Source organism: Ginsengibacter sp., assembly GCF_057362405.1.
The window spans coordinates 1-13,439 of the sequence record NZ_JBMQQG010000026.1; the positions used below are offsets into that span (position 1 = coordinate 1).

The window sequence follows — 13,439 nt, forward strand, 5'->3', positions numbered from 1 at the left end:
GCATAGATTTATGTAATAACTGTTATGCCTAACCGATATTTCGTAAGCCAATATTTTAAAAGATTGCCTTCCTGCTATAGGGAATTAAATGTTTGTATTTATTGCGCAGTTTTTGAGCGGAGGAGACAAATGTCAGACACCCTGTGCTGAAAATGCACACCGACCATCGACCAAATCTAACTTAGAAACGACGCAGTGATGCGCCGGATACCGGTTGTCAGGCTTTCGCTTTTACTTCTGTTACAATCAATGCCTGTACGCCATTTTTTTCTGAGAAAGTTCCGGTTATCGTTACTTTTTCACCTGCATATTTTTTGGCTTCATCATAAGCATCTGCGTTTTTGCTGCTTTCTACTAAAAGATAAACTTTACCATCATCACTAAGAATGCCCATTGGAGCGCCGCCATTAATGCAAGTAGCCGCACATTCTTTGTGGCCGTCGCCGTGCGCACCCGAAGCCATATAACATTTCATATCAAGGATTTCTCCAGTAACCGTTTTGGTGTCATCATTTCTAATGATTAATGACTGAAAAGATAAAAAGATAAATGCAAGCAATCCTGCACCGGCCAATTGTTTAATAAGATTCTTTTTCATATAAAAAATTTTGAATTGAAGAAATAAAGAAAGAAGGGGTTTAAAAAAGCGATATGAATTTAAGGAATTTTTATTGATCAGGTATTTTAAATTTGGAAATAACGAGGTTTGGGGCTCAATTATAATAGGTACTAAGGAAAGAAATAGATTGATAAGACCGGTTTTTGATTATGGATTTTGTTGGCATGCGCACGAAGAGTCGACCCGATGCGTAAGTGTTGTTACTTCTTCAATATCAATTTTAGAAATAATATCATCGGGTATGTCGATTAGAAATTCGAATTCAGGAAGCCGTGACCTGAGATTGTGAATAGCAGACAATGAATCGAAGACCTTCACAAAATCTCTGGCTATTTTGGGCATTGGAATAGTGATGTTGCGAGACGGATCTTTATCTTCTCTGCCAAATGGATAAATGTTGTCCCCTGAAACGAAAACATCAGGAAAAATATCTTTCAATGTAAGTGCGATCGCACAATTTTTTCCAATCGCGGCTACGTCATCCCGAACACCACACTCCTTACTCATCTGCAGGATATCCTTCGTAACTTTTATTGTAAACTGCACGGGCATACTGTAAATTTTAGCTTCTTAAAGTTAAGTCTTTTTTGAGTCATAAATTTGATAAAAATGATAATGAAATAGGTAATGTTGAGATTCATGGTTTTTGATCATCGAAAAGAAGAAAAAAAATTATAAAAGTTTGGCACAACAATGTGCACATTTGCAATATAAATTGACTTAGGAACGTTATATGGCTCCGTGAACTGGCGGTAAATTTAGCCGCTTACTGTGTTATTTTTTTGAAAACCAAACCATGAAAAACAAAATCTACAAACCCCGTGTTGCAATAGTAATAGTAGTCATGCTATTGCTGGGATGCAATGGCTCGCACTCTGTTCAAGGCAATGGCCGCTCTATGCATAACCGCGGTGTTAATAACCGGAGTTATCGAGGCTATTAGTCGGCAACCGGCCAAATTTTGAATACATAAACTGAAAATTTGATTTTTCCTCAAACAAAATAAAACCGGCACGTTTTTCGTTATAAAGTAACGATTGACCAAACAACATTTTAACCTATGGATTTATTTCAAAAGCGAAGCAGCCTGAGATATATTTTTATAAGCCTTGCAGTTATAGCAGCGGGGTTTCTGTCGGCGCTTTGGGTATACAGCGGCACGTAAAAAAGTTGCCTGTAATTCCCATCAACCGAAAAAACGTATTATAGAAGTATTGCCGCCAGCGCAATTACGACAGATATTTTACATCTGATCATGTCAGATAGTTTCATCCGTACAATAAAACACGCTGCGGCATGGTTTCTAAGGAGCTATTCATTGAAAATCTTTTAAGGCAACAATAAGGATTTAACATAACTGCAAACACTCTGCAAACTGTGGCTTCTCCCGCCAATCTAAGAACATCGCAATATTTTGCTTTGCAGTCTACAACTTCAACGATATTTTCATAAACGTTCATTATAAGAATATGTGACTTTCATTTTGATTATCTTCATTGATAATAATGTCTTCTTTTAGAAAGTTGTGTATTGAATTTATCAGGATGAGGGAATATATTTTACTTACATTTTGCCTGCTTTCGGTTGCGAGGATGCAAGCGCAGGATGCCAAACAATTATATAATAGCTGGCAGGTTCTATTGGAGCGAAAAGATGGTAAACTGGTACCGTTTATGCTTGAGAAAAAAATGGAACAAGGAAAAACAGTTTTGTATATTCTCAATGCCCGGGAGAAAATAAAAATAACGAATGTAACTATTACCGGGGATTCTATGTTCTTTGCGACGCCAGCCTTTGAATCTTCATTCAGAATAAGATTGCTGACGAATGGAGACTTGAGTGGAACCTACATAAAGGGCACATCCGGCACTACGCAATACTGGCCACTTCACGCTTATGCCAAAAACAAGAATCGTTTTCCCGCTAACTCAGGACCGGCGAAAAATAATATTTCAGGTAAGTGGGATGTTACCATTACAAGAGCGAATGGAACTTTGCGCAAAGCATTGGGAGTTTTTGAGCAAAATGGTAATATGCTTGCGGGGAGTTTTTTAACGCCGGCTGCAGATTACCGTTACCTTGATGGAATAGTAACAGGCGATTCGCTCATGCTATCGGGTTTTGATGGCGACAATGTCCACCTGCTGGAAGCAAAAGTTGATGACACAAACACGATTACGGGTGGCGTTTTCTATAATGGCTATTCTGCTAAAGAAACATGGGTAGCTAAGAGAAATGACAGTGCTGCATTGCCCGAGATAAATGAGCCCACTGAATTACGCAAAGACTCATCGCGACTAAATTTTACTTTTAATAACCTGCTAAATTCACCTGTTTCAATAAATGATGACAGGTATAAAAATAAAGTGATAGTTGTTCAGCTCATGGGAAGCTGGTGTGCTAACTGTCTCGATGAGACGAAGTTTCTTGCCGATTATTATAAACGTAATCATTCAAAAGGGATAGAAATAATTGCATTAGCTTACGAGCTAACCACAGATATCGACAGGTCGAAAAAAAGTTTGGTCAGATTTCAAAAACTATTGGACGTAACATATCCAATGCTAATAACCGGTGTTACAGCGAGCGATGAACATAAGACAGAAAAGACCTTGCCGCAGCTTACTGCTATCAAATCTTTTCCAACTACTATTTTTATTGATAAGAAAGGAAACGTAAGGGAGATTCATACCAATTTTTATGGTCCCGGAAGTGGTAAATATTATGTGGAATCTAAGAATAAATTTTATGAGACTGTTGATGAGTTGCTAAATGAATAGCAATTGGCATGTTACTTAATGAATAATATTTTTCAGTCAGCATATTATTAAAAAAATAGATTTTGTTATCGCTTCGATGTTAAACGAAAACACCACCGTTCTAGTCGATCTGCCTTAACCTGGATTATTTATGGGCATTGCCAACGCAAACCTCCTGAATTACTTTCTCAAAATAATTACTACTTTACAGTTATAACTTTTACCAAAATCGAAATAATCAAAATGCGACATCCATTTATTTTCATAGTCGTGGCCCTTACAATTTCTGCCTGTAATCCATCGCAACAATATGATACGATCATAAGAAATGGTATGGTCTATGATGGCAATGGTGGCGAACCCTTCAAGGCGGATATTGCTATTAATAAGGATACTATTGCATTTATTGGTGATCTAAAAAATGCTCACGCAAAAGATGAGATAGATGCTGGTGGTAACGCTGTGGCGCCTGGCTTTATTAATATGATGGGACATTCTGAAGAGTCTCTCTTCCAGGATGGAAGAGCGCAGAGCGATATAAGGCAGGGTGTAACTACAGAAATATTTGACGAAATGAGTTATGGCCCTTTGAACGAAAAAATGAAGGAGCAATTGCAAAACGGGCAGGGTGATATAAAATATAATGTTACGTGGAATACATTGGGCGAATATATGAATACGCTGGAGCACAAAGGCATCTCCTGCAATATTGCTTCATTTGTTGGCGCTGGTACCGTGAGGCAATATGTAATTGGAGAAGACGACAAGGCACCGACTGCGCAACAACTGGACAGCATGAAATTACTCGTTGATACCGCAATGGAAGAAGGCGCATTGGGTGTCACCTGCGCACTTATTTATCCACCGGATAATTTTGCAAAGACCGACGAACTCGTTGCTCTCTGCAAAGAAGCATCGAAATATGGAGGCACTTATATTAGCCATATACGCAGTGAGGGAAACCAACTCACGCAAGCGGTTAACGAAATTATTACTATAGCAAAAGAAGCAAACATACCCGTTGAGATATGTCACCTGAAAGCTGCGGGAAAAGATAATTGGAATAAAGTAGACAGTGTGATTGCGATGGTTGAAACGGCACGTAAACAAGGCATTTCTATCACTGCAAATATGTATACTTATACAGCGGCTGCAACTGGATTAACATCGTGTTTTCCTCCAACATTGCAGGACGGGGGTTTTGGAAAGCTGAGAGTTCGTCTACAGGATCCCGTTATAAGAAAACAAATGGTTAAGGTTATGCATACGAATGCCAGTGACTGGGAAAATTTGTACTATGGTTCCGGCGGCCCTGAAAATATTTTGTTGCTGCAGTTTAAGCAGGATTCGTTAAAGAAGTTTACGGGTAAAACAGTTGCCGAAGTCGCCAGGATTCGCGGCACCACTCCCGAAGAAACGGCGATGGATCTTATTGTGCAGGATAGCACAAGAGTAGGAGTTGCTTATTTTTTAATGGATGAGAACAATGTAAAAAAAGAAGTTGCTTTGCCCTGGGTAAGCTTTGGTAGCGATGAGGCTTCATATACGCCTGAAGGTGTATTTCTAAAATCAAATGCACATCCGCGTGCCTATGGATGTTTTGCCAGGGTTATTGGCAAATATACCCGTGATGAAAAATTGATGACGCTTCAGCAAGCGATTTGTAAACTGGCCAGGCTTCCCGCAACCAATATTAATTTAAAAAAACGCGGAGTACTAACGGTGGGCAATTATGCGGATATAGTAATCTTCGATCCCAACACTGTACAGGATCATGCTACTTACGATAAGCCCCACCAGTTTGCTACTGGTGTCAGCGACGTTTTTGTGAACGGTGTGCAGGTTTTGAAAAATAATGATCATACCGGCGCGTCACCCGGCCGGTTTTTAAAGGGGCCTGGTTATAGGAAGATGTGATGTTTACAGCAGCCTGTTTTTCTTCGCTTTGAAAAAAGTTTTTGATTCATTACAGTTGACTTTAAATATTTTCTCCGGTGGCGATGTTTAAAGAATGCCCAGGTCCTTCGGACAGCTTAATGTATACTAAAAAAAATATCCGCACGTTTAAACTTTACAAGGAATTCAAAAATTGTAGTTATGCAACACTTACACCAAACAATAAAAAGAGACGTCATCAAACACGCCACCCGGGATATTGGGATTATATATGAACCAGGTAAAGCCGTTAAAACAGCACAGGATGAACAGTTATTGGCCGCCTATATAAAATTGCATGACTTTGAATTGAAAATGCAATCAACAGCAGATAAGCTCTATAAAGAATCTATACCCTTGAACAAAGCAATAGAGGCGCTTCGTGAAGAACTAATTCTTGTTCAAGCTACGTTTGATACTTGCTGCGAACTGGCTGATAAGTTGTCTGATGTTACTTACAGCGTAAAAGAAACAAGTTTGGAAAAACTAACGGAGAGCCAGGAAAAAACCAGTAAAGAAATAGCGGACTATAACGAAAGGATATGCAAAATATATGAAATAACAGAAGCGCTTTCAAAGGGAGTGACTGAATATAACCTGGCAAATGAAGATGAAATGAATTTACTTTATGATGAATTTTCTGCTATTAACACTGCCCATTCCGTTAAATGGGAAAATAATGCTATCAATATTGCAGAGTTTGATGATGAATATCAACATTTTCTAAGTTTTAGAAATGTAAAAGAAGATCACCGTACGACTCTCATGAATCTGTGTGAAAATACTATAGTTAACTACAGCAATCTGAACCTGCAAACCACCACTTTATATAACGTATGGAAGGAGTTTTTAAAACGTTGCAGCCTTTTGCGAGCAATGGCTGACCTCCATGCAAATGCACTGACGATTAATATAAATTAGGGCCACCTGATTGCTACTTTAACATGTTGCCAAAGGTTATTTCTTACGCAATCAACTATTAGCTTGAGTTATGAGATACCTGGCGCGGGCCAGCGATCAGCTAGTTAACCGGGAATAAATTCTACCAAAATCAACGCTGAAATTGACGGGACCGTTAACCATACTAACTATCTTGCTTACACGAAGTATCTTGCAGGCAAATAATTAATTGCAATCACTAATCAATTATAAACCATGTATAGGAATGGGCACTTATTTTAACCGAAAGTTCGACAGAATAATCCCTGGTTAAATGATACAATTGCTTTGGATTTTCCTTTTCACCTATATGGGCAATATCAGTTAACCCGGTGTAGTATAATGGCAATTTTATTTTCCTCATAATAGAAGTGTCAAGAGGATTGTAGATAATCAATAGTGCTTTTTCTTTTCCCTTTGGATCAACGTGCATCATTGCGTCGTAATCTCTCCCATCTGCCCGGCGAATATGGATAATATCAGCATTAAGTATATTCCTGTATTTCTTGTACCAGGTTACTTCTTTTTTTACCAGAGCCTCCGTTACCGGTGTATCATATAGCCTCGGCCCGCGGTAACACGCCTGTATTCCGTTCCCAAAATTCTGAACGAGATGTGCTTCATATGCATCAAGATGTTCACTCAAAGGTTCTATAGTTGCTGCGGCTCCGCCGCCGTGGTATTGAGTTAGTGGTACGAAAGTCCAACTCATACCCGGTGATTTTTCCCAGGTGCCGTCATATATATTTTGTCGTCCCAAAATTATTTGCCTCTCTCTCGGCAACGACCAATTATCTTCGCGATAACCAATCGCTATTTTGCTGGAACCATTTAAAAAATACCAATCGGGTGCATTGAGATAAATATCTTTTTCCCGCAGCCAGCGGTAAAATGAAGATTCCAAACTCCATTGTTTCCATTGAGAATCATCAACAGTATTATGACCCGGATGTGAAGTGGAAGCACATATATCACCGGGATAAGGGCCATCATTTTCCAACACCTGAAATCCTGTTTTAGTAATAAATGTCTTTAATTTTTGAAGATACGCAAGCCCCCAAATGCTTCCTAAGCATGGGGCGTCGCCAAAAATGGCCCCGCCTGGTTTACCGGTTTTAGGATTAATGACATCATTCGCGGAATCAATGTGTCGGCTTGAAAACAAAGAATAACCACCCATTTCAATTCCTTTCGAATGTGCATAGCCTACTAGCGTTTTAAATTTTTCGATATTAGCATTGCTCGTGTCCTCCATATCCAGACCGCTGCCGAAACTTAGAATTACCATTTCAAAACCGACATTTGCACACTGATCAATAGCAGTTTTCACTTCTGCAGGATCAGTAGATGTAAGATGAAGGAATATAGGATTTTCGGTTACCCATGGTGCCAGGATCCGGTACATTTTTCTTTCCGCAAGGCCACAGCGCTCCCGGTCATAATCATCATACATCAATTCATAAGTGTGGAATGTTTCAAATTTTTGACCCGGAGCCAATTTGTAATCCGGACCTAATGGCGGTTTACTTTCCAGGAGGCAGTGTGTCTGCAGGTTATAATTCACCTGCGAAGTAAATGAGGAATCAGGTAACCAGTAAGTTGTATGATTAGCATCTGCATAAGAACCGCCACCAAAGGCATAGTCGCTTTGTATACAAATATGTGGCGATGGCAGGTACCCGTCGTCGTTAGCGCCTGAACTTTCTTCTACCATGGCCAATTTCTCACTCTTAAAAGTGTTAATGACTATGCTTGCATTGCTTTTGTTATGCACCTCCATCGATTTTGAAACCAGCGGAATGTTATCATACAACTCATATACTATGTTAATCGTAACTCCATTTATTTCTTTATCAGTTGGACGGTACGTAAAAACTATTTTCTTTCCTTTTGGCGGCCACCGATTATATGCGTTCCATCTTGCCGGCTTCCATGAAAAGCGCGGCGGAATATCAGAGATTGAAAAATTAACCAATTCAAAAGCGGCTTCATCCCGTGTAAATTTATCAAGCCAGTCATATTGCAAGTATCCTCGTTCAAACTGGCCTTTTACTCCCCCAACTTTATACGATTTGCCATTAATTGAAACTTCAGCTTCCGGCTCTATGGCGCGCAGCATTTCCTTGCCGGTAACAAGATTCCTGAATCCAAAACAAGCCATGTAGGGTTGCACCCTGAATTGACGGCACACCAGCCCGTTAGTTATAATAATATCCTTACCGTTAGTATCTTTAAAAACCTGTGTTACAGCATGTGTGTTGCCCAGGAGCCAGTCGCCCGGCGTTGCTTTAATTTCACCGAAAGGGTAGACCGGCAGTTGGTTGAGTGTTTTCTGCAATGAACTTTGCGCTACAACCCACTCACTAATTAGCGCAAACAAAAAGATACAAATTGATTTACTGGATTTCAACTGTTTGAATAAATTAATCGTCCGCCGATTCATGGGCTCGTTTTATTTTTTTTTTTGTTAGGGAACAAATTACTAAGAATATTATTATAGAAAGAAATTATATTAAGGATAAAAATAATAGTACAATTTATGACTCTAAAGAAACGGGAAGGATCATAAATGATTTGCATGCGAACAGTGTATCTGGCGCAATATTCAGTTTCGGCTCTTTAATTATAAAATACTTTAAATTCAGAGAAAACATCTATTTGTTGTGAATCAACTTACATAAGCGATTGGGATAGCCCGACTTTAGTCTTCGTCTATTTCCTGGTTGCGATAGAAGTCAGCCTGGCGGAGTTATTGGTAATTATCGTATTATATCTACTGGGCTTAATATGCAGACAGGAAAATATTGAATAACTAACGCTTTTCTATACATGGCTATATACTTGGCGCCATAAATGTGTGAATACTATTTTCCCTGGTTTTGAAGATCAATAGGGTTGCCCCATCCAGTTGATGCCTTTGGCCCATAGAACAAAAAGTCAGCGGTATTTACATAATAATCTCCGGTAGTTCCAATGCCAGGGGTTGGCAGACTGCTGCCGGACAAAACCTTATTTTCAGCTGCAGAGGCCCCGTTTAGTGCAAGGAACGTATTCCATCCACTCGTTACTTTAGGGCCGTAAAGAAATCCTTTGTTAACATCTAAATAATAATCGCCTAAACATCCGACTAACGGATCAGGATCGTTGGTTCCATAATAAACCAAATTATTATGCGGGCCTGCTGGTCCAACGGATGATACATCATTTGATATCGTTGATGCACCCTTTGATTCTGTCGCCAAAGTGTTGTTTTTTTTGCTGCACGATGCTAGTATAATAATCAGTAATATTTTTAAAACGAAAGAATTTAAAAGGCCTTTGTTTTGAATAACATTTCTTTTCATAAAATGTATTTAAAGGGTAAAAAATTTCTTATAAATAAATTGCCGGCAGAGACTATTGAAGTTATTAAATTAAAACAATTAAAAAAAATGCGTCGCCAGGATAGGAGGCGTATAATAGCAAACCTTGAAGCTTATTATGAGATAAGAAGTGTTTGAAAGAAATCAGACAGAAAATGATGAAAAGAAAACTGCCTCACCGTTTTTCTTTTATTTTCGGGTATAAGTACTCCTCTTCTTAAAAGTTACCGAAACGCAATTAAATTCTATTTTTGTTTTACTCAAATTAATAATTGTGTTCGCCTTAAATACATTTTATGAAAAGAAATATAATAATCGGGCTGGTGCTTTTTGCTTCATTGAACTCGACTGCTCAGCAGAATAATTCCTTCAATGGAATAGATGTTAACATGAGTAACCTGTATCGTTTGTCTAATGCAGTATCCCGTTCAATAAGTCCTGAAAATTTCACAGGGGCAAAGGGAGAAGGCGGTAAAGCTACTAGTGGCACAGGCTCGCGTCCTGCAAGAGATTTGGGCGTCGGTTGGAAAATGAGCCCCAGTGTTGTAATCAAATCCAAAACAACTTTTACTTTAGCGGAGATAGAGAATTCCGGGTGCATTAAACACATCTGGATGACACCATCGGGTAATTGGCGCAATGAAATTCTTCGCATGTATTGGGATGATGAAACAACCCCTTCAGTTGAAGTGCCGGTGGGTGATTTTTTTTGTATGGGCTGGCGGGAGTATGCGCCGCTGCAATCTTTGGCTGTTGCAGTAAATCCTGGAAGCGCTTTTAATTGTTACTGGGCAATGCCATTTCGCAAAAAATGCAAAATAACCATTGAAAATATTGCAGATGAAGACATGGTTTTGTATTACCAGGTGGATTATATTTTAACCGATGTTCCTGCGGATGCTGCTTATTTTCATGCCGAGTTTCATAGGGTAAATCCCCAACCTTTCAAACAGGACTATGTTTTAGTAGATAACATAAAAGGAAAGGGGCAATATGTAGGAACCTATCTTGCTTATGGTTCTCATCATAACGGCTGGTGGGGTGAAGGCGAAATTAAATTTTATATGGATGGCGATACGAAATTTCCTACGATTTGCGGTACCGGAACGGAGGATTATTTTTGTGGCTCTTATGATTTTGATACGAGGAAGAAAATAGCGGATGGCATTGAAACGAGCGCCTACACTGAATTTTGTACCCCATACAGCGGGTTACCCCAAGTTGTTCGTGGAGATGGACATTATAATATTGAGGAGCGTTTTGGTTTATACCGCTGGCATATTGTTGATCCTATCCGTTTTGAGAACAGCTTAAAGGTTACGATACAGGATCTTGGTTGGCATAGTGACGGCCGCTATTTACCGTTGCAGGATGATATTGCCTCGGTTGTATACTGGTATCAATCGGAGCCACACCATCCCTTTCCAAAATTCCCAACTAAAGATGAACTGGAGGTAAATTAATTTATCGTATAATAATAGATCAGATCGGGTCAGGAAAGGTTGAAGATTCCGGGTTGGGCAACGTTAAAAGGGGAATGCGGGTTCTCTTCGCCATTTGAATCGTTTTGCTTTTATGCCAGATGCTTTCCCAAAAACCATATTTGTGGGGAACCATCACTAATAAATCAGCTCCCCAGCTTTTTATTAATTTTTCTATACCTCTTAAAACATTTTCGTCATTTATTTCTTTATATGAATGTTGAGTATCGCTAAGAACCGTTTCAGCATTAAAAGATAAGCCCTTTCCCGAAGCCTCATTTATTGCCGGTTGCATACTTTTTTCTACATGGCAAAGTTGTATCTCAGCTTTAAAATGTGCGGCAAAGTCCATCAACACAGGAAGTTTATTTGCCTCTTCGATGCAGTCTGGATTGAATGCGAATAATATCTTAGTTATCTTTCCAAAGCGAGCATCTGCCGGCACCGTGAGAATTGGAAATTTTGCATGATGAATTGCAGCAGCTGTAGAGCTAAACGGCACAAAACCAGAATGAAAATCTTTCATTCCCATTACTACCAGGTCAGCATTTAAGCGCTTAACCTGGAAATCAAGTTCCTCCATTAAATCTGAAGTCCTGCTGACGTGGTCGACCGCTATCCCATATCTGGCTGATAAGCCGAGGGCCATATTTTTTAAAGTATTATTGTTTTCTGCAATCAGTCTGCCTATCGATGATCCGGGGAGAAGGGCATTCGATGCATGTACTGAAAGCTCGAATGAGTTAAAAAGAACCAGTTTTGAACTTAAGTGACTGGCTAATTCAGCGGCATAAGTCACAGCATTGTTGGCTTCATTTGAATAATTAGTGGCCACTATAATGGTTTTCATAATTGTTCATTTAAGTACTATAAAATTAGGGGCAACTTGCTACAACATCTATGACGATAATTTGCCTTTTAAATGACTAATATCACTACCCGGATTGATCTACAAATAGTTGAGTTGGGGTTTATGTTAACTGTCACCTACGCCGTATGTAGAGCGGCCAATATGGTGAGAGGTGAATCCAAATTTCCGGGTCCAAGAAGCAACTCAATTGATGATGAACAAATAAAGATTCGGCTACGCATGCCAGTTAATTATATTGAATAATTTGCATTTCGTAAAACGATAGTGGTAACAATAATATTAAATAATCTAAATGAACAGGATATTTGCAATAGGTGACATACACGGTTGCAATGACGCATTTCAACAAATGCTCTTTGAAGAAATAAAAATAAATAAGCAGGATGAGATTTATTGTATCGGCGACTATATTGACCGCGGACCCGGCAGCAAAGAAGTTATCGATACTATAATTACATTAAGAGAACAAGGTTATCAAATTCATACTTTAAGAGGAAACCACGAGCAGATGATGATGGATGCTGAATTGTCTATGGAAAACTTTCAACGCTGGTACAATAATGGAGGAGACACAACCCTGGAAAGCTTTGATGTAGATAAGTATTCGGCAATGCCCGCAAAATATAAAGAGTTCTTTGAGAACACGCAATACTATTTCAGCACGAACGATTATATTTTTGTTCATGCAGGTTTAAATTTTGAGCAGGATGATATTTTTGAAGACAAAGAAGCTATGCTTTGGACACGCGATTTTGCTCCCCGGCAAATCAAACTGGGCAATAAACTTATGATACATGGCCATACGCCACAATCGCTTCACTATATTTTAAACCAACAAGGCAACTGTATAAACATTGATGCAGGATGTGTGTACAACAATCGCAGAAATTTGGGAAACCTGGTTACTATATCCCTCCCATCAAAAGAATATATAGTAGTTAAAAATAAAAGAAGAAAAGAATGATGAGCAACGTTGCGTTAGTGGATCGAATGAAAAGATTATGCTCTTACGCTCACCTGGCGGTTAAGCATTTTTGAAAGCATTACGCTCCAATATTCGGCCTTGGCTTTTAATATTGCCAGTTCTTTCCTGGAATTTAATAAACTATCGTAAAATGTTATGGAAGCCGGTTGAGCCTGGTTTTTGAATTCGAATTGTAATTCAATTGCAGCCTGGTTTTTTTCAATATCAAATTGTCTGAGATTACTTGCATTTAATATTCCGGCGCTCGTTACCAACTCGCAATGTTGTACCTCGTCAAGGCATATTATGGAGCAATTATATGAATTCTTGATTCTTTCAAGGATCATGATTTTTCGGTGAATTCCATCAATACCAATTACTTTATTTTGAAGAATTTCCTGGCTGCAGAAAGTAAGATTATTTGCAGTGCCTTCCTGGCTCAGGCGAATAAAGAGTTTTTCTTTTCTCTTTCTTTCATTCTTAACAAAAATAGAAAAACAACCAAGAAA

At 38.9% G+C, this 13,439-nt stretch carries 11 protein-coding genes; 5 read left to right on the top strand and 6 right to left on the bottom strand.

Annotated features, from left to right (window positions below; genetic code table 11):
• Nucleotides 1-217: 217 nt before the first annotated feature.
• Nucleotides 218-598: a hypothetical protein gene (locus ACO1O5_RS02030; RefSeq protein ID WP_486267964.1), complete on the bottom strand. Its 381-nt coding sequence runs from the start codon at nt 596-598 to the stop codon at nt 218-220.
• A 168-nt stretch (nt 599-766) separates the two neighbouring features.
• Nucleotides 767-1,171 carry a hypothetical protein gene (locus ACO1O5_RS02035; protein WP_486267966.1) on the bottom strand — a complete coding sequence of 135 codons (405 nt, stop codon included), beginning with the start codon at nt 1,169-1,171 and terminating at the stop codon, nt 767-769.
• Nucleotides 1,172-2,163: 992 nt separating this feature from the next.
• On the opposite strand from ACO1O5_RS02035, the gene ACO1O5_RS02040 reads away from it, so the two are divergent.
• The 3 genes from ACO1O5_RS02040 to ACO1O5_RS02050 all read left to right on the top strand — a co-directional run bounded on the left by ACO1O5_RS02040 (nt 2,164) and on the right by ACO1O5_RS02050 (nt 6,234).
• Entirely contained in the window at nt 2,164-3,399 is a 1,236-nt protein-coding gene (locus ACO1O5_RS02040) for a TlpA disulfide reductase family protein (RefSeq protein WP_486267968.1), read from the top strand.
• A gap of 222 nt (nt 3,400-3,621) precedes the next feature.
• Nucleotides 3,622-5,295, top strand: coding sequence for an N-acyl-D-amino-acid deacylase family protein (locus ACO1O5_RS02045; RefSeq protein ID WP_486267970.1), 1,674 nt, complete (start codon nt 3,622-3,624; stop codon nt 5,293-5,295).
• A 180-nt stretch (nt 5,296-5,475) separates the two neighbouring features.
• Entirely contained in the window at nt 5,476-6,234 is a 759-nt protein-coding gene (locus ACO1O5_RS02050; protein WP_486267972.1) for a hypothetical protein, read from the top strand.
• Nucleotides 6,235-6,451: 217 nt separating this feature from the next.
• Here ACO1O5_RS02050 and ACO1O5_RS02055 read toward each other — a convergent pair whose 3' ends face one another.
• Together ACO1O5_RS02055 and ACO1O5_RS02060 are read right to left on the bottom strand one after the other, a co-directional pair.
• The gene (locus tag ACO1O5_RS02055; RefSeq protein WP_486267974.1) at nt 6,452-8,632 is read right to left on the bottom strand and encodes an alpha-galactosidase; all 2,181 of its coding nucleotides are present in this window, start codon (nt 8,630-8,632) and stop codon (nt 6,452-6,454) included.
• A gap of 484 nt (nt 8,633-9,116) precedes the next feature.
• Complete coding sequence (locus tag ACO1O5_RS02060) at nt 9,117-9,596, bottom strand: hypothetical protein (protein ID WP_486267976.1); 480 nt, start codon at nt 9,594-9,596, stop codon at nt 9,117-9,119.
• A 314-nt stretch (nt 9,597-9,910) separates the two neighbouring features.
• On the opposite strand from ACO1O5_RS02060, the gene ACO1O5_RS02065 reads away from it, so the two are divergent.
• Complete coding sequence (locus tag ACO1O5_RS02065) at nt 9,911-11,077, top strand: glycoside hydrolase family 172 protein (RefSeq protein WP_486267978.1); 1,167 nt, start codon at nt 9,911-9,913, stop codon at nt 11,075-11,077.
• Between the two features lie 19 nt (nt 11,078-11,096).
• On the opposite strand, the gene ACO1O5_RS02070 is transcribed toward ACO1O5_RS02065, so the two are convergent.
• Entirely contained in the window at nt 11,097-11,945 is an 849-nt protein-coding gene (locus ACO1O5_RS02070; RefSeq protein ID WP_486267980.1) for a universal stress protein, read from the bottom strand.
• A gap of 313 nt (nt 11,946-12,258) precedes the next feature.
• Between ACO1O5_RS02070 and ACO1O5_RS02075 the strand changes: the two genes are divergently transcribed.
• On the top strand, nt 12,259-12,930 hold the full coding sequence (locus ACO1O5_RS02075; protein ID WP_486267982.1) for a metallophosphoesterase family protein: 672 nt from the start codon (nt 12,259-12,261) through the stop codon (nt 12,928-12,930).
• 35 nt (nt 12,931-12,965) lie between these two features.
• Here ACO1O5_RS02075 and ACO1O5_RS02080 read toward each other — a convergent pair.
• Nucleotides 12,966-13,439 (bottom strand): hypothetical protein (locus ACO1O5_RS02080; protein ID WP_486267984.1); only part of this gene is annotated, 474 nt, incomplete at its 5' end.

What these genes read in the sequence shown, in the direction of transcription:
- ACO1O5_RS02030 (WP_486267964.1), bottom strand. Translation starts at nt 598, where the DNA reads ATGAAAAAGAATCTTATTAAACAATTGGCCGGTGCAGGATTGCTTGCA.
- ACO1O5_RS02035 (WP_486267966.1), bottom strand. Translation starts at nt 1,171, where the DNA reads ATGCCCGTGCAGTTTACAATAAAAGTTACGAAGGATATCCTGCAGATG.
- ACO1O5_RS02040 (WP_486267968.1), top strand. Translation starts at nt 2,164, where the DNA reads ATGAGGGAATATATTTTACTTACATTTTGCCTGCTTTCGGTTGCGAGG.
- ACO1O5_RS02045 (WP_486267970.1), top strand. Translation starts at nt 3,622, where the DNA reads ATGCGACATCCATTTATTTTCATAGTCGTGGCCCTTACAATTTCTGCC.
- ACO1O5_RS02050 (WP_486267972.1), top strand. Translation starts at nt 5,476, where the DNA reads ATGCAACACTTACACCAAACAATAAAAAGAGACGTCATCAAACACGCC.
- ACO1O5_RS02060 (WP_486267976.1), bottom strand. Translation starts at nt 9,596, where the DNA reads ATGAAAAGAAATGTTATTCAAAACAAAGGCCTTTTAAATTCTTTCGTT.
- ACO1O5_RS02065 (WP_486267978.1), top strand. Translation starts at nt 9,911, where the DNA reads ATGAAAAGAAATATAATAATCGGGCTGGTGCTTTTTGCTTCATTGAAC.
- ACO1O5_RS02070 (WP_486267980.1), bottom strand. Translation starts at nt 11,945, where the DNA reads ATGAAAACCATTATAGTGGCCACTAATTATTCAAATGAAGCCAACAAT.
- ACO1O5_RS02075 (WP_486267982.1), top strand. Translation starts at nt 12,259, where the DNA reads ATGAACAGGATATTTGCAATAGGTGACATACACGGTTGCAATGACGCA.